Annotated in this window: 18 protein-coding genes; 12 read left to right on the top strand and 6 right to left on the bottom strand. The window is 59.5% G+C overall.

Annotated features, from left to right (window positions below):
- Positions 1-182 precede the first annotated feature (182 nt).
- Both Q1B27_RS11255 and Q1B27_RS11260 read right to left on the bottom strand, forming a co-directional pair.
- Positions 183-542, bottom strand: coding sequence for a flagellar protein FlgN (locus tag Q1B27_RS11255; protein WP_299847505.1), 360 nt, complete (start codon positions 540-542; stop codon positions 183-185).
- Positions 532-819 (bottom strand): rod-binding protein, encoded by a 288-nt coding sequence (locus tag Q1B27_RS11260; protein WP_299847506.1) that lies wholly within the window; start codon positions 817-819, stop codon positions 532-534. Before Q1B27_RS11260 ends, Q1B27_RS11255 begins: the two co-directional genes overlap by 11 nt.
- 115 nt (positions 820-934) lie before the next feature.
- Here Q1B27_RS11260 and Q1B27_RS11265 point away from each other — a divergent pair, with 115 nt between their 5' ends.
- The 3 genes from Q1B27_RS11265 (at position 935) to Q1B27_RS11275 (ending at position 4080) form a co-directional block, all read left to right on the top strand.
- Positions 935-2395 carry a flagellar hook-length control protein FliK gene (locus Q1B27_RS11265; protein WP_299847508.1) on the top strand — a complete coding sequence of 487 codons (1461 nt, stop codon included), beginning with the start codon at positions 935-937 and terminating at the stop codon, positions 2393-2395.
- Positions 2396-2407: 12 nt separating this feature from the next.
- Positions 2408-3079 carry a flagellar hook capping FlgD N-terminal domain-containing protein gene (locus Q1B27_RS11270; RefSeq protein WP_299847510.1) on the top strand — a complete coding sequence of 224 codons (672 nt, stop codon included), beginning with the start codon at positions 2408-2410 and terminating at the stop codon, positions 3077-3079.
- Positions 3080-3240: 161 nt separating this feature from the next.
- Complete coding sequence (locus Q1B27_RS11275; protein ID WP_299847686.1) at positions 3241-4080, top strand: phosphotransferase; 840 nt, start codon at positions 3241-3243, stop codon at positions 4078-4080.
- Here Q1B27_RS11275 and ubiB read toward each other — a convergent pair.
- Together ubiB and ubiE are read right to left on the bottom strand one after the other, a co-directional pair.
- Positions 4077-5609, bottom strand: coding sequence for a 2-polyprenylphenol 6-hydroxylase (gene ubiB, locus Q1B27_RS11280; RefSeq protein ID WP_299847512.1), 1533 nt, complete (start codon positions 5607-5609; stop codon positions 4077-4079). The genes Q1B27_RS11275 and ubiB overlap by 4 nt on opposite strands.
- Positions 5610-6353, bottom strand: a complete 744-nt coding sequence (ubiE, locus tag Q1B27_RS11285; RefSeq protein WP_299847514.1) for a bifunctional demethylmenaquinone methyltransferase/2-methoxy-6-polyprenyl-1,4-benzoquinol methylase UbiE — start codon at positions 6351-6353, stop codon at positions 5610-5612. It abuts the gene before it with no gap.
- A gap of 88 nt (positions 6354-6441) precedes the next feature.
- Between ubiE and mutM the strand changes: the two genes are divergently transcribed.
- The 7 genes from mutM to Q1B27_RS11320 all read left to right on the top strand — a co-directional run bounded on the left by mutM (position 6442) and on the right by Q1B27_RS11320 (position 12530).
- Positions 6442-7293: a bifunctional DNA-formamidopyrimidine glycosylase/DNA-(apurinic or apyrimidinic site) lyase gene (gene mutM, locus Q1B27_RS11290; RefSeq protein WP_299847516.1), complete on the top strand. Its 852-nt coding sequence runs from the start codon at positions 6442-6444 to the stop codon at positions 7291-7293.
- 64 nt (positions 7294-7357) lie between these two features.
- On the top strand, positions 7358-8134 hold the full coding sequence (locus Q1B27_RS11295; protein ID WP_299847518.1) for an enoyl-CoA hydratase: 777 nt from the start codon (positions 7358-7360) through the stop codon (positions 8132-8134).
- 156 nt (positions 8135-8290) lie between these two features.
- Entirely contained in the window at positions 8291-9208 is a 918-nt protein-coding gene (locus Q1B27_RS11300; protein ID WP_299847520.1) for a branched-chain amino acid ABC transporter permease, read from the top strand.
- A 1-nt stretch (position 9209) separates the two neighbouring features.
- Complete coding sequence (locus tag Q1B27_RS11305) at positions 9210-10193, top strand: branched-chain amino acid ABC transporter permease (RefSeq protein ID WP_299847522.1); 984 nt, start codon at positions 9210-9212, stop codon at positions 10191-10193.
- Entirely contained in the window at positions 10186-10941 is a 756-nt protein-coding gene (locus Q1B27_RS11310; RefSeq protein ID WP_299847524.1) for an ABC transporter ATP-binding protein, read from the top strand. The genes Q1B27_RS11305 and Q1B27_RS11310 overlap by 8 nt, the downstream gene beginning before the upstream one ends.
- Positions 10938-11627 (top strand): ABC transporter ATP-binding protein, encoded by a 690-nt coding sequence (locus Q1B27_RS11315; RefSeq protein ID WP_299847526.1) that lies wholly within the window; start codon positions 10938-10940, stop codon positions 11625-11627. The genes Q1B27_RS11310 and Q1B27_RS11315 overlap by 4 nt, the downstream gene beginning before the upstream one ends.
- A gap of 264 nt (positions 11628-11891) precedes the next feature.
- On the top strand, positions 11892-12530 hold the full coding sequence (locus Q1B27_RS11320; RefSeq protein WP_299847528.1) for a chemotaxis protein CheB: 639 nt from the start codon (positions 11892-11894) through the stop codon (positions 12528-12530).
- A gap of 103 nt (positions 12531-12633) precedes the next feature.
- Here Q1B27_RS11320 and Q1B27_RS11325 read toward each other — a convergent pair whose 3' ends face one another.
- Both Q1B27_RS11325 and Q1B27_RS11330 read right to left on the bottom strand, forming a co-directional pair.
- Positions 12634-13227, bottom strand: a complete 594-nt coding sequence (locus Q1B27_RS11325; protein WP_299847530.1) for a LysE/ArgO family amino acid transporter — start codon at positions 13225-13227, stop codon at positions 12634-12636.
- A 136-nt stretch (positions 13228-13363) separates the two neighbouring features.
- On the bottom strand, positions 13364-14104 hold the full coding sequence (locus tag Q1B27_RS11330; RefSeq protein WP_299847532.1) for a YebC/PmpR family DNA-binding transcriptional regulator: 741 nt from the start codon (positions 14102-14104) through the stop codon (positions 13364-13366).
- A 121-nt stretch (positions 14105-14225) separates the two neighbouring features.
- On the opposite strand from Q1B27_RS11330, the gene Q1B27_RS11335 reads away from it, so the two are divergent.
- Both Q1B27_RS11335 and Q1B27_RS11340 read left to right on the top strand, forming a co-directional pair.
- Entirely contained in the window at positions 14226-15998 is a 1773-nt protein-coding gene (locus Q1B27_RS11335) for an SLC13 family permease (RefSeq protein ID WP_299847534.1), read from the top strand.
- A gap of 124 nt (positions 15999-16122) precedes the next feature.
- Positions 16123-16557 (top strand): response regulator, encoded by a 435-nt coding sequence (locus Q1B27_RS11340; RefSeq protein WP_299847535.1) that lies wholly within the window; start codon positions 16123-16125, stop codon positions 16555-16557.
- Positions 16558-16604: the final 47 nt, after the last annotated feature.

The following is a 16604-nucleotide window of genomic DNA, read 5'->3' on the forward strand; positions in this document are numbered from 1 at the left end:
CCAGTTTCACGTCCCGCCCCCACTCGGAAGACGGCCTAGCTGTCTTTCTGACATCTGCAGTTGAGCGTGATCGCCCTGCCGCGCCACCCGTTCTTTCGGATGCCCGCATAACATGGGCTTCGAAGTGCTAATGGAGTGCTAAATGCCGCCTTCTAACTACCCGGCATTTGAGACAAATCTGCTCAGGCGCGCTTCTCGACCCGGCGTTCGGTTTCGCCCTGAATCGTGCGTTTGCGCCCGGTTTCGTCATATGTTTCTAAAGAACGACGAATACGCCGAAAGGCCGCCATGCGAGCCGCTACCTTTCGGATGCCCTGAAGTGCACCATCCAGCAGCGCCTGATTTCGTTCAACTTTTAACTGTAATTCCTCAAGGCTGAGGCTGGCATCCGGCTGACCGGCATTCAGCGCATCAATCAGGCGCTCTTTTTCTTCCAGTAGGACCGGAATCTTATCCAGCTCCCCCTGCAACAATGCGGCACGTTCAAGTTCCAGCAATTCGTCAAGGCGGGTGATGATGTCTTGTTGCGTCTCAGTTTTCATCGCTCTTCTCCATCATGGATTTATAAAATGCTTCGGCCAGCCCGATACCGCCCCTCTTGACCATTTGTTCAGCCATCGCCGTACGTTGGAACGAGGCGAACTGGTCCTCTCCAGCGCTACCACTGAACGAGTTTTCCTGCTCACCAAAACCGGCCGATTTCAGCATTTCGGCCAGAAAGGTAGCTTCCAGTTTTTCCGCAGCCTGCCGCGCAGACATCTCCTTGATCACCGTCGCTGTGGGCGGCCGGGTCGCGGGAATTGGTAAAGAATCTGTCACGGGAATACCTCGAATTGGATGAACTCTGATCCATTGAACCTCAATTCGGTAAAGAAGCAGTAACCGTGTTCTGCGATGTTCCGTGCCACGTGGAAGAATCCCGGAGAGTAGACCTATGAATTCATCAATCAGCCCGGTTGCATCCAGCCAGAACGCCAGCCTGATGCCCGTCGTGACGGGAAATGGTAACGGCAACAATCAGGACGCACCCGCGCGGAACAGAGAAACTTTCCAATCGGTCATGGCCGAAAAATCCCGCTCGGGCGACATCGATGCAAAACGTGACGGACGTGGTCGAAACGACAAGGCCCGCGCGACGGATGACCCACAGGGTAAACCACCGGAAAATTCATCCGCGGAAGAATCAGACGCTTTGGCAGATGCCACTGCGTCAGACACCGAAACAGAATCGGATCACGCCGAATTCAGCGAAACAGAGCCGTCGCAACTGCTGTCAGACGCGCCGGATAGTGAAGAGGTCACCATCACAACCGATGTGCCCGTATCTGAGGCTGATCCGCAAGCAACCACATCGGAAAAAGGTACGACAGCCGGGGCGTTCAGCGGGTCGGAAACCGGCGTACCGTCATGGTTTGCCGCCACGCCGGAGGCCAGCGGCAAGACAGTCCAGACCGGGCAGACGGGCGCACAATCGACCGCTGCACAGGCTGCTGCGATGCCAACGGGCGCTGCATCTGCAGGCCGCACCGGTGATCTCAGCAGCACCCCGCCGGCACCTGACGATGCGCTCGTCCCCGGTGGCAATCAAACCAAAGCGCAGGGTCAAAGCGGTGATGCCGCCGGAAGTCAGGTTAGATCCGCCGCCGCCAACACGGCCAGCGCCAATCTTGCGGCGCTTGCCAATGCGCCTGGTCAAACAGCAAAAACAGACAAACTGCCTGACCATGTGACCGTGCGGAAGGACGCAGGCCACGACATGACGACCACATTCGCGACATCACGGGCGGACAAGCCTGCAATGGTCGCGCCGGTTCTGCCACCGGTACAGGCCGCGATGATGCAGAACCCGGGCATGTCGCCGGGCAGCGCCGGTGACGATGGCAAAATTCGCTGGTCGTCCGAGGCAAGTTTTACCGCCGACATTGCCGCGTCCGAGATGCCGGCCACCTCAAGGCTGCAACAAGCCACGCTGCTTCAGCAACCGGATCTGCCGCGCAACATCGCGGTTCAACTGGCGCAGGCCATGCGGCAGGGTGGGGCCGAGCGCCCTATGGAATTGGTCCTCAATCCGGCAGAACTGGGCCGCGTGCGCATTTCAATGCAGGCCGGCGATGGCACAATGACCGTACAGGTTTTGGCCGAACGCCCTGAAACGCTTGACCTGATGCGCCGCAATATCGACGTGCTGGCCCAGGAATTCCTCGACATCGGCTTTGGCTCGGCGGAATTCGCCTTTGGCCAGAACGCCCCGGACGGCGACGGCTCACCGGATGGTGAAGCCACTTCGGACACCCGGGCAACTATCACCCAAATCAGCGACGCGGACGGTGAGAATATGCCTGACGCTCCGGCGCATCTCTCCATTCAATCCGATCGCGTCGATATCAGGCTTTAGAAAGGCATCAACATGGAAGTTTCCTCAACCACAACCGCCGCAGCACAGGCCAGCCAGAACGCTGCCGCCACCCAACCGCAACGCAACGCCATCAGCTCGGATTTTGAGACATTCATCAAGATGCTGACGACCCAAATGCAAAATCAGGATCCGCTCAATCCTATCGAGTCGGCAGATTTTGCGGTGCAGCTCGCCACGTTTTCCACCGTCGAACAACAAGTGAAAACCAATGACCTGCTGACATCTCTGGCGGATCGCGTTTCGGGTCTGGGCGTGGCGCAGCTCTCGGGCTGGGTGGGCATGACCGCCCGGGCCGAAATGCCGGTGGCCTTCAATGGTGCCCCGGTCTCATTGACGGTCAAATCCCCACCCCAGGCCGACCGTGCGGAACTGGTCGTGCGCAACAGCTCTGGCGAAGTGGTCATGCGTCAGGCCGCGCCTGCCGAAAGCGGCACCCTGGATTGGGCCGGTGTGGATGAAACCGGCGCGCCACTGCCGATCGGCACCTATTCCATCGCCCTGGAATCCTACGAAGACGATGAGTTGCTGGAAGCAAACCCGGTCGAGGTGCATGACCGCATCGTCGAAGCCCGCAACGAGGGCGGCCAGACCATTCTGGTGATGTCGGGCGGGCAGGAAGTTCCGGCAGCCGACGTTCTGGGAATTCGCGAATCCGATAGTTAAGATAACAAGCGGGCGACCATCGCTGCCCGCTTGCCCCCTTCTCCGGTCTGACGTAGCGTCCTGCGACCCGACGCCAACCGACTGGACCCTGCTTCGTGCCGCAACTCAGAACGAATACATGTGGCGATGCGCTTGCATATCAGCTTCGGGCGCGCGGTCATGTGGGGGCGGCTTCGCGGTGGACACCGCTTCGTGGTGGACGGACGAACCGACTCTGGCAAGTTTCGCGACCCCATGGCGATATCGTGATCAAACTCTTCACCGGCCCGTCGAATAACCCGCTTTTCCCCAATGATCCGGCCAGCGAAATCCTGGCATTGCAGCATCTGGAAACCCAAGGCATCGCCCCACGGTTTGTCGACCACTTTCAGGTCGGGTCCGATACTTGCCTCGTATATGAACATTTACCCGGGCAGGGTTGGCAGGCAGGGGCCGCGAAGGTAGCCGAATTGCTTTACCGGGTACATCAACTGCCGCCGCCGCAAAACCTGCGCCGGGCCGCAAATGGCAGCCTTGCCCTGCAACACCAGACCCGCACCATCCTGGCGGCCTGTCCTAAACCGCGTGCGCGGGACCTTCACATGCTGGCGCCGACCGAGCATGCATCCGGAAACGGGCCGTCACGTTTTCTCCACGGCGATCCGGTTCCGGCCAACATAATCGCACATACAGAAACGCTCAGGCTGATCGACTGGCAGTGCCCCGCCACCGGCGACCCGTGCGAGGATATTTCGATCTTTTTATCCCCGGCCATGCAGGTGACCTATCGCGGGGCGGTGCTCCGCACCAAAGAGGTTGACGCTTTCCTGACTGCCTATCCCGATCAGCAGGTCATCAAACGGTATCACAGGCTGGCGCCCTGGTATCATTGGCGCATGGCGGCCTATTGCCTCTGGCAGGAATGTCGTGGCGATCCGGTGGCCAGACGCGCCGGGGCTGCGGAAATCGACGCGTTGCAGGCGTCCATTGCAGCGCAGGAGGATGCCGTATATTCGGTCTAGAACAGCCAGAACCCAGCGGCCATCGCTCCCGATCCGACCAGCACGCCCAGCGCACCCCATAACAGGTATGTCGGCCAGCGGCGTTCGGACACCTCTTCCTGGGGCATGGATTGCCGGATCAGCGCATTTTCCACGATGACCGGCAGTCGCGGACCGTAGCGCGCCAGAACCGCAAGGGTTTTGCCCAGATCCCGCAGTGCCGCCGCCGGGCCGATGCTCTGCTTGATGTAGCTTTCCACGACCGGCTTGGCGACCTTCCAGATATTGATATCCGGGCTCAGAGAGCGGGCGACGCCCTCAACCACCACCATGGTGCGTTGCAACAGGATCAGCTCGGTCCGGGTTTCCATGCCAAACCGCTCCGTCACCTCAAACAGGTAACTCAGCAGGCTGCCCATCGAAATCCGGCTGGCATCCATCCCGAAAATCGGCTCTCCCACGGCACGCAAGGCGCGTGCAAATTCATCCACGTCGCGGTCGGCGGGCACGTACCCAGCCTCGAAATGCACCTCGGCCACCCGGCGGTAATCGCGCTTGATGAAACCATAGAGGATCTCGGCATAGACCCGACGGGTATATTCGTCGATGTGGCCCATGATGCCGAAATCATAGGCGATGATGTTACCATTGGCCGCGACCTTCAGGTTGCCCTGATGCATGTCGGCATGGAAATACCCGTCGCGCAGCGCATGGCTGAGGAACAATTGCAGCACCCGCTCTCCCAGCGCCACCCGGTCGTGCCCGGCAGCATCCAGCGCGGCATTATCGCCAAGGGGCACACCATCGGCCCACCCCATCGTCATCACCCGCCGGCTGGAAAGGTGCCACTTTACGACGGGCAGCTCAAACCCTTCGTCACCTTCGGTATTGGCCGCGAATTCCGAGGCCGAGGATGATTCCAACCGCAAATCCAGCTCGCCCATCACGACGCCTTCGAAATGCGCAATCACCTCGGTGGGCCGCAACCGGCGCGATGCGGGCGACAGGAATTCGACCATCCTGGCGGCAAAGTAAAACGCGTCGATATCCTTGCGAAACGCTTTTTCGATGCCGGGACGCAAAACCTTGACCGCCACCTCATCACCCGTGTCGCGCGCCCGCGCCCGGTGCACCTGCGCGATCGACGCCGCTGCAACCGGCTCACTGAAATCGGCAAACAGCTCTTCGACCGGCTCGCCCAGCTCCGAGGCGACGCTTTTCTTGGCCAGCTCTGTGGAAAACGGCGGCAGCTTGTCCTGCAAGACCCGCAATTGCGTGGCCAGTTCGTCACCCACCAGATCGGGGCGGGTGCTCAGGATCTGACCGAACTTGATATAGGCCGGCCCCAAGGCGGTCAGCGCTCGCGTCGCGGGCGGCATGGCTTTATCACCGCGATAGCCCAACCACTGGAAGGGCCAGGCCAGGAACCGCATCGTGCCACGCACCAGCGGTGGCGCATCCATCGCATCCATGACCACGCCCATCGCGCCCGTGCGTTCCAGCGTGGCGCCGGTGCGCACCAGCCGCAAAATGTTGTGCGGACCTCTCATTCAGATTTTCCAACCTGAATGCAGACAGGCGACACCCATTGTCAGGTTGCGATACTTGGCATTTTCGAACCCGGCATCGCGCACCATCTGCAAGAACGTCTCCTGATCGGGGAATTGCCGGATCGATTCCACCAGATACTGATAGCTGTCGCGATCCCCGGCAATCGCCTGTCCCATGCGCGGGATGATGTTGAACGAATAAAGATTGTAAACCTTCTGCATCAGATCATTGGGGATCTGGCTGAATTCCAGCACCATCAGCCGCCCACCCGGGCGCAGCACCCGATACGCCTCGGCCAACGCATCGGCGGGCCGGGTCACGTTTCGGATACCGAAACTGATCGTATAGACATCAAAACTGTTATTCTCGAACGGCAGCGCCATCGCGTCGCCCACGACCCAATCAAGGCTTGCACCCAGCTGTTCCGCCTCGGCACGCTTCCGCCCCTCGACCAGCATCGGCTCGGTCAGGTCCAGCACCGTGGCATGGCCACTGCCCGCGCGTTTCAGGAATCGGAACGAGATATCGCCCGTCCCCCCCGCCACATCCAGCAGGCGCTGACCGGGCCGTGGCGCCAGCCAATCCATCATCGCGTCTTTCCAGACCCGGTGAATGCCAAAGCTCATGACGTCGTTCATCACGTCATATTTCGACGCGACAGAGCCGAAAACACCCTGCACCCGCCCCGCCTTTTCGGCCTCGGGCACGGTTTCAAATCCGAAATGCGTGGTTTTCTCGCTCATGGGTCTTGCCGTTCCTTCTTCCCGCCCTTCTTATAAGGCGCTGCCGGGCGGTGACAATGCGCCGTTTTCACACAAAGGAAAGGTCGAAATGCCTGAATTGCCAGAGGTTGAGACGGTTCGCCGCGGATTGACCCCCGCGATGGAAGGCGTGCAGATTGCTCGCGCCGACATCAACCGCCCCGATCTGCGCTGGCCCTTCCCGCCGCGCATGGCCGCGCGCCTGACCGGCCAGACCGTGCTGCGCCTGCGGCGGCGGTCCAAATACATCCTTGCCGACCTTGCCAGCGACGAAACCCTGCTTGTTCATCTGGGCATGTCGGGGCGGATGTTGATTTCGGGTGATCCGCTGGGGCAGTTCCTGCATGATCACCCCGCGCCTGAAAAACATGATCACGTAGTCCTGCACATGGCCAATGGCGCGCGCATCACCTTCAACGATCCGCGCCGCTTTGGCGCGATGGACCTGATGGAAACGGCCACGTCCGACCAGCATCCGCTGCTGGTCAAACTGGGCCCAGAACCACTGGGCAATGCCTTCAACGAAAGCTATCTGCAAGCGGCACTCAAGGGTAAGAATACCCCGATCAAATCCGCCCTGCTGGATCAGCGAATCGTTGCGGGGCTGGGCAATATTTACGTCTGCGAGGCGCTCTACCGGGCCCGAATTTCGCCAAAACGCCGCGCTGGGCAGATATCTGCTGCCCGTGTTGCAGCCCTTGTTCCGATCATTCGCGCTGTGATTGCAGAGGCGATCGAGGCGGGTGGCTCTTCCTTGCGTGATTTCCGCCAAACCGATGGTGAATTAGGTTATTTTCAACACCGTTTCGACGTTTACGACCGCGAGGGGCACCCCTGCCGCACCCCCGGTTGTACCCGCATCATTGCGCGTATCACCCAATCGGGCCGATCCTCTTTCTACTGCCCTCTATGTCAAAGATAGGTTGAACCCCCCGATAAGGGTGATAAGAAAACGGTCCTGACTGGAACAAGCGAAAGCAGATTTCATGGCCTTTGAGACGATCATCGTCGAACTGGAAGACCACGTCGCCCTCATCAAGCTCAACCGCCCCGATGCGCTGAACGCATTGAATGACCAGCTCCTGACCGAGCTGGCAACGGCATTGAGCGAGGCGCAGGAGAACGAAAAGGTGCGCTGCATCGTGATCACCGGCTCGGAAAAGGCATTTGCCGCCGGGGCCGATATCAAGATGATGAGCGAGAAAAGCTTTGTCGAAGTGTTCGGTGACGATCTCTTCGGCCCCGAGGCGGACGCCATCATGCGCATCCGCAAGCCGATCATTGCCGCCGTGTCGGGCTATGCGCTGGGCGGTGGCTGTGAATTGGCGATGATGTGCGATTTCATCATCTGCTCCGACACTGCCAAATTCGGCCAGCCCGAGATCAATCTGGGCGTCATGGCAGGCCTTGGCGGGTCTCAGCGCCTGACGCGCTTTGTCGGCAAGTCCAAGGCGATGGACATGAACCTGACAGGTCGCTTCATGGATGCCGAAGAGGCCGAGCGTTCCGGCCTTGTCAGCCGCGTGGTCCCGGCCAAGAAACTGATGGAAGAGGCGACATCGGCGGCCCACAAGATCGCCGAGAAATCCATGATCACCACGATGGCTGTCAAAGAGGCCGTGAACCGCTCCTACGAGATGACCCTGCGCGAAGGGTTGCTCTTTGAACGCCGCGTGTTCCACTCGCTCTTTGCGACCGAAGATCAGAAAGAGGGCATGGCCGCCTTCACCGAAAAACGCGAGGCACAGTTCCGCGACCGCTGATCGCCTGACAGCACCAATTCTGCAAAGCGGCCGCAAGATGCCTTGCGCGCCGCTTTTCTTTGCCCCACGGGACAACCAGAAAGCGATGGGTGGTCGATAAGAATTGACACCACGCGCCCCGGCTTTAGCAAGGCCAATGGGGGTACGGAAACGGCAATGTCGCTTATTCTTTTCATCGAGCAGGCACTCAACGGGCTGCAATTCGGCATTATGCTGTTTCTGATGGCATCGGGCCTGACGCTGGTGTTCGGTGTCATGGGTCTGATCAACCTCGCCCACGGCTCGCTTTACATGATCGGTGCCTTTGCAGCGGCAGCGGCAGCGGCCGCCACCGGGTCGTTTCTGCTGGCGCTTGCCGCCAGCGTCATCTTCGCTGCCTTCGCGGGCGTCCTGATCGAAATCATTGTCATCCGCAGGCTCTATGCCCGCGACCATCTCGATCAGGTGCTCGCCACCTTTGCCCTCATCCTGATCTTTTCCGAAGGCACACGTTGGGTCTTTGGCTCCTTCCCGCTTTTCCTCGACCGTCCGGATTGGCTTGCGGGGACGGTGTCGCTGCCCTTCGGGATCGAATATTCGCTTTACCGCCTCGCCATCATCCTCACGGGGCTTGTCATCGCCGCCGGTCTCTTCTGGATGATCGCCCGCACCCGCATCGGCATCCGCATCCGCGCCGGCGAAAACGACCGCGAGATGATCGGTGCCCTTGGCGTCAATATCTCGCTGCTCTACACCTTCGTCTTTGCCCTCGGCGCAGGGCTCGCCGGGTTCGCTGGTGCTCTCATCGGGGCGATCCAGTCCGTACAGGTCGGCATGGGAGAGCCGGTCTTGATCCTCGCCTTCGTCGTCATCGTGATCGGCGGTATCGGGTCGATCAAGGGGGCACTTGTGGGGGCAATCCTCGTTGGCTTGACCGACACCCTGGGCCGCACGCTTCTGCCGATGTTCTTCGGCCTGTTCATGGACGCATCCTCGGCCACGTCAATCGGCGCGTCGCTCGCCTCGATGTCGATCTATATCCTGATGGCAGGCGTGCTTCTCTTCCGGCCCAAGGGCCTTTTCGGGGTGGCATAAGATGCGCAAGGAAACCGCCCTCAACACAGCCCTTCTTGCGCTCCTGCTGGCCTTCCCCCTCTGGGCCTGGGCCGCGGATGAGCCGTTTCTGATCACCCTCACTACCCGCGCCGTGATCTTTGCCATTGCCGGCATCGGCTTGAACGTGGCGCTTGGATTTGGCGGGCTGGTCAGCCTGGGTCATGCGGCGTTTTTCGGCATCGGCGGCTATGCGATGGGCGTTCTTGCCTTTCACGCGCAAAACTACACACCGCTGATGACATGGCCGCTGGCGCTTGACGGCACGACCTCCATGCCGGTGATCTGGCTGGTGGCGATCATTCTCTCGGCCCTTCTGGCCCTTGCCATCGGCGCGCTATCCCTACGCACCAGCGGGGTCTATTTCATCATGATCACGCTGGCCTTTGCCCAGATGCTGTTCTACTTCGCCATCTCCTGGCCCGCTTACGGCGGCGAGGATGGGCTGTCGATCTACATCCGCAACGGCTTTCCCGGCCTCAACACCATGGACCCGATCCAGTTCTACGCGATCTGCTACGCACTCCTGCTCTTGGTGCTCTTCTTCGTCTGGCGCGCCGCGCGGTCCCGCTTTGGCCTGATGCTGGGCGCCGCCCGCCAGAACCCCGAACGCGTGCGCGCCATCGGCCAGACACCCTATCGGCTCTACCTCGTCGCCTTCACCCTGTCGGGGGCCATCACCGGGCTGGCGGGCGCACTTTTTGCCGACCTCAACCGCTTTGTCAGCCCGTCGATGTTTTCCTGGCAGACCTCTGGTGAAATCATGGTCTTTGTCATCCTTGGCGGCGTCGGGCGCGTCTTCGGTCCGGTGGCGGGCGCAGTTCTTTTCATCCTGCTGGAACATATCCTTGGCGGGCTCAGCCCCTATTGGCACATCTATCTGGGCGCGATCCTGCTGGGCGTGGTCCTTTTCGCGCGCGGCGGCCTTTACGGCCTGATAGCAGGCCGCGAGGTGGCGCATGACTGATCCGGTCCTCGACATTCGCGGTCTCAGCAAGAATTTCGGCGCGCTGACAACAAGCAACAACATCACCCTTGATCTGCACCCCGGCGAAATCCACGCGCTGATCGGCCCGAACGGGGCCGGAAAATCCACCCTGATCAAACAGATCACGGGCGAGCTGCCCCCGGATAGCGGCAGCGTACACTTCAACGGGCACGACGTGACCCACCTGCCCACCGCCGCCCGCGCACGTCTGGGCATGGGGCGCACGTTCCAGATTTCGTCGCTGGCGATGGATTACACGGTGTTGCAAAACGTCACGCTCGGCGCACTTGGGGCGCAGGGTGGCGTGTTCCGGTTCTTCCGCCCGGCGATGCAGGACAAGACCCTGCTGCACGCCGCCCGGCACGCACTGGAACAGGTCGGGCTTGAGGCGTTCCAGAACACCCGTACCTCAGAACTGTCACATGGCCAGCGCCGCCAGTTGGAGGTCGCGATTGCCCTCACGCTCTCTCCCAGCGCGTTCCTGATGGACGAGCCGATGGCGGGCCTTGGCGTTGAAGGCTCCCATCGGCTGATGGGGTTCCTGGACGGGCTCAGGCACAAGGCGCCGATCCTGCTGGTGGAACATGACATGGATGCGGTCTTTAAACTGGCAGACCGGATCAGCGTGTTGGTCTACGGGGAAATCATCGCCACCGGATCGGTCGATGAGATCAGGCAGAACTCAAGGGTTCAAAGCGCCTATCTGGGTGAGGAGACCCTGACATGAGCCTGCTCAGCCTTGAAAACATCTCGGCCTTCTACGGCCCCAGCCAGGCGCTTTTCGATGTCAGCCTGAAGATTGCGGATGGTCAGGTGCTGGCCCTGATGGGGCGCAACGGCATGGGCAAGACCACCACGGTCAAGGTCATCTGCCGCATGCTCCGGCATCGCGATGGGACCGCGCTGTTCGACGGGCATGATCTGGGCACCCTGCCGGCGCATCGCGCAGCACGGCTGGGCATCGGCCTTGTGCCCGAAGGCCGGCGCTGTTTCACCAACCTGACCGTGTTCGAAAACCTGATCGCGGCGGCCCGCCCGGGCGAGTGGGACTTTGCCGCCGTTACCAGGCTCTTTCCGCCGCTGGCCGAACGTCGGGACCAGCTTTCAGCGTCACTTTCGGGAGGCGAACAGCAAATGCTTGCCATCGCTCGCGCCCTGATGACCAACCCCCGCCTTCTGATCCTTGACGAAGCGACCGAGGGCCTTGCCCCCGTCATCCGGCAAGAAATCTGGGCCGCCATCGCCCGCCTCAAGGCCGAAACCGGCATGGCCCTGCTGGTGATCGACAAATCCATCAAAGAGCTGTCGGCAGTCGCCGATACCGCGGTGATCCTCGAAAAGGGTCAGTCTGTCTGGCATGGCAGTTTTTCAACGCTCAATGCCGACGTCACCGGCAAATATCTGGGCGTCTAGAGCGTTTCCAGTTTTCGTTGAAACAAGCATCATCGCTTTTTGCGTTCGAGCATGGCGAGAAGCAGCGAACAAGCGATTCAATGTGAACTGGAAACGCTTTAGGACAGCAGCAATGCGGTCTACTCAGCCCGGCGCGTGGAACTCTTCAGGCATTCGCGGGTTCTCCGGGTGGCACATGACGCCGATTTTCCGGAAGGTTTCCATTTTGCGCAATCAATTCATGAGCTTGATCCAAACGCTTAACCGCGCCACTCAAGGGCTCTTGTGGCGAAGCGTCAATATCTCTACTTTCCCTTCATGAGCGAGTGGGAACGGCGCACAGCAACCTTAGATCATCCGGACTATGTGGTTGCGATTGGCGCTTCCGCTGGTGGCCTTGCTGCGATCAAGGATCTGATAGCAATGCTGCCCTCTGATCTTGATGCCCCGATTGTCATTGCCGTGCACAGCGAACCCGCGTCCAAACTCACCGAGGTTCTGAAGCAGGCCAGCGCTCTGTCCATCAAGAAAGTCGAAGATTGTGAAGAGTTGAAGAAAGGCTGGATTTACATCGTTCCTGGCGCGACGCATGCCTTTTTCCGGAACGGCAAGGTTCACCTGTCCGAGCTTGTGCGGAATTCCGGGTTCCGCCCCTCGATTGACGCCTTGTTCATAACGCTCGCTGCCGAATACGGGGACAGAGCCATCGCAGTGGTTCTCTCAGGCGCATTAAAAGACGGGATGAGAGGCGCCCAGGTGATCTACGACATGGGCGGACAAACGATTGTACAGGACCCGCAAGAGGCTGAGTTTGCCGGCATGCCAAACAGCGTCATTTTCGGCGATAACCAGGAAACGGTCCTGTCAGCCGCAAAACTTGGTGTTTGGCTTCGGGACCTGATCGGACAATCCACGCCAGGCTGAAGACCTTGGGTCGCTGCTTTTTCGATGGCGAATTGTCTTAATCTCTTGAGGGCCACGAGACGTCTCTTCCAGCACGCGTGGCGCGCCCTAAGCGTCAAGCACCTCAGCCGATGATCAGCTTGGCCGCGATCGCCCACATGGTCAGCCCCACGATCAGGTCCAGCACCCGCCAGCTACCCGGCTTCTTGAACAGAGGGTCCAGCACGCGCGCGCCGTAGCCCAACCCGAAGAAGAAAACAAAACTCGCTGTCATTGCCCCGATGGCAAAATTCAGCTTCTCGGCATATTGCGCCGAAACCGATCCGAGCAGGACAACCGTATCCAGGTAGACATGCGGGTTCAGCCAGGTCAGCGCCAGACAGGTAATCAGCGCGGTGCGCAGGTTGCCCGTGCCGCGCGCGTCATCCAGTACCTCACCGCCGCGCCATGCCGCCAGCAGGTTGCGCGCGCCGTACCAGATCAGAAATGCTGCCCCGCCGTAGCGCATCGCCTGTTCCAGCCACGGCACAGCCTCGGCCAGCGCGCCAAATCCGGCGACACCGGCAGCGATCAGGATCGCATCGGACAGGGCGCAGGTCAGGCAGACGGCAAAGACATGTTCGCGCCGAAGGCCCTGCCGGATGACAAACGCATTCTGCGCCCCGATGGCAAGGATCAGGGAAAAGCCTAGAATGAACCCGGCAATCGCTGCCTGCATCGCCTGCGCCCTCCCCTATCTGCCGGTCAAAATCCAGCCAAAACATACGTTCCGTACACACCGCGCCAACCCGACCCCGGGTTACGTACGTTTCGGGCGTACATTCCGTACGGAGTTTACGTTTTGCCGGATCGTTTCAAAGCTGCTCCATCACCTCGTCACTGGCCTCGAAATTGGCCGTGACGCGCTGCACATCGTCGTCATCGTCCAGGGCATCCAGCAGCTTCATCAGCTTCTGCATTCCTTCCAGATCCAACTCCGTACTGGTGGTGGGCCTCCAGGTCAGCCGGGTCTCTTCCGACTCGCCAAGCTCGGCCTCAAGCGCGTTTGATACGTCATTCAAATCGGTATCGGCACACCAGATCGTGTGGCCATCCTCGGATGATTCCACATCTTCTGCCCCAGCCTCAATCGCGGCCATCATCACCGTGTCAGCATCACCGGCTTCCGCGGTATAGGTCACCTCGCCCTTGCGTTCGAACATGAACCCGACCGATCCGGTCTCACCCAGATTGCCGCCGTTCTTGGTAAAGGTCGACCGCACATTGCTGGCCGTCCGGTTCAGGTTATCGGTCATCGCCTCGACGATCACCGCCACCCCGCCGGGCCCATATCCTTCATATCGGATTTCCTTGTAATCCTCAGCATCCCCGCCCGTCGCTTTCTTGATCGCGCGGTCGATATTGTCGTTGGGCATCGACTGCGACTTGGCGCTCTTCACCGCCAGACGCAGACGCGGGTTTTTCTCGGGATCCGGGTCGCCCATCTTGGCGGCAACGGTTATCTCTTTGGAAAGTTTAGAGAAAAGCTTTGAGCGTGCCGCGTCCTGGCGCCCTTTGCGGTGTTGAATATTCGCCCATTTTGAGTGGCCGGCCATATGCGTGCCTCCGATAAGTCCTCAGGATTTTCGCCTCTATACGGCAGTGGCGGGTCCGCTCGCAAGCCGGTTGCTTTTGGCGTGCAGATACGATTGGTTCAGGTGACAGCGAAAGGACCGCATGACAACCGATCAGATACTTCTCTTCAGCCTCTTCGGATTGGTCTTTGGCTTCCTGCTTTGGGGCCGCTATCGCTATGATCTAGTTGCGTTTTCGGCCCTGATGCTAGGGGTCGTGCTGGGCGTCGTCGACACCAAGGACGCGTTTTCAGGCTTTGGTCACCCGGCCACGATCGTGGTGGCGCTGGTATTGGTTGTCTCCGCGGGGCTTGTCCGGTCCGGCGCGGTCTTCCTGATCACCCGCACGTTGATCGACAGCGGTCGGGCTTTGGGCGGGCACATCGCCCTGATGGGGGCCGTAGGTGGATTGTTATCGGCCTTCATGAACAACGTCGCAGCCTTGGCTTTACTCATGCCGGTGGATGTCCAGACCGCGCGAAAAGCGAAACGATCTCCGGGGCTTAGCCTGATGCCCCTTTCCTTTGCGACGATCCTTGGTGGCATGGCAACGCTGATCGGCACGCCGCCCAACATCATCATCGCCTCGTTCCGCGAAGATGCCCTTGGCGAACCTTTCAGGATGTTCGATTTTGCCCCGGTGGGCGGTTTGACAGCACTGGCCGGGCTGGTTTTCGTGGCATTAATCGGGTGGCGCCTGATCCCGAAACGCGAAGATGCCGCGCTTAGTGCCTCAGAAATCGCCCAATACATTGCCGAACTTACCGTGCCTGAAGGCTCGGATCATATCGGCAAGCGGCTTTTCGAGTTGGAAGAGGTCGCTCAAAAAACTGATATCGCCATTCTGGGCCTGATCCGCGACGGCAAACGCCGTTATGGCACATCACGCAACGCCGTACTCAAGGTCGGTGATGTTCTGGTGCTCGAATCTACCCCGGACGCTTTGGATGAATTCCGAACGGCGCTGTCGCTGGCCTTTTCCGATGAAGAAAGGGAAAGCAAACTTAAAGCGGCAGGGGAAGGGTTGGACATCATCGAAATCGTGGTGCCAAAAGAGGCTCGGGTCGCCGGCAAGACGGTTCTGTCGATTGGGCTACACTGGCGTCATCATGCTGTTTTAATGGGCATTTCCCGACAAGGTAAGAAGATCACGCAGCAAGTGCGCAAAACCATCGTACAACCCGGCGACATACTGCTGGTTCTGGTGCCCAAGGATACTGGCGGCGTTGTGACAGATTGGCTGGGATGCCTGCCGCTCGCAGATCGCGGTCTGGCCGTCACCCAAAACAGCAAGACGTGGCTTGCCATCGGTCTCTTTGCTGCGGCTGTGCTGGCGGCCAGCGTGGGGCTGATTTACCTGCCAATTGCACTGGGTTTGGTCGTGATCGGCTATGTGCTTGTCAAAATCGTACCGTTGAGCGAGCTCTACACCCATATCGAATGGCCCGTCGTTGTGCTTTTGGGGTCGATGATCCCGTTGGGCGCGGCGTTGGAAAATTCGGGTGGGACCGAGCTGATCGCAGGCAGCTTGATCGCGCTGACTGGCAACTTACCTCCCTGGGCCATTCTGACCGTTCTGATGATCGTCACGATGAGCTTGTCGGACGTTCTCAACAATACCGCGACAACCATCGTTGCCGCACCGGTTGGCATACAGATGGCACAAGTACTGGAGGTCTCGCCGGACCCGTTCCTGATGGCCGTTGCAGTCGCTGCATCCTCTGCCTTTCTCACGCCCATAGGACACAAGAACAACACCCTGATCCTTGGCCCCGGCGGCTATAGTTTTGGAGATTACTGGCGCATGGGATTACCGTTGGAAGTCTTGGTCGTCGCCGTATCTATCCCGGCCATATTGGTCTTTTGGCCGCTTTGATATTGCGGCGATCTATAGCATTCTAATCGTTTTGAGCGTTCCCGCCACCGCCCTGATTAAGCCTTGTTTAAATCGTTTGTGTAACCCTCGCATAAATCGAAGAAAAAGGTGCGCGGTCCAGAATATGACTCAAAAAATGAATTGCCTTGTCATCGAAGACAGCCTTTTCGATCAAAAGATGATTAAACGTGCAGTAGCGGGCGCGCGGATCAGTGCCGACCTGGCATTTGCCGATACGCTGGACGCCGCACGGCACGCACTGGCACGTAATCGTTATTCGATCATCCTTTGTGACAATAACCTGCCCGACGGGAACGGTTCTGATTTCGCTCAGGAATTGTCGCGTGAACCGAAATTCCGTGATGTCGCCATTGTTATTATTTCAGGCTGGCCTTCACCATTCATGTGGGCAAAGGCAAGAGCCGCTGGATTGCAGGTCATTGACAAGAACGACCAGCCACAAACCAAAGTGCTGGAAATTTTCAAACGGAAACTCGGGCAGAATCCTGTGGAAAAATCTGTCGCGACAGCTGGCATGAAAAAACAATTTCTACAGTAGCGACAAAAAAACCCCGCCAATATGGCGGGGTAGGTAAGTAGTGCACG

It is taken from the genome of uncultured Roseovarius sp. (assembly GCF_947489715.1).
Classification (GTDB): domain Bacteria; phylum Pseudomonadota; class Alphaproteobacteria; order Rhodobacterales; family Rhodobacteraceae; genus Roseovarius.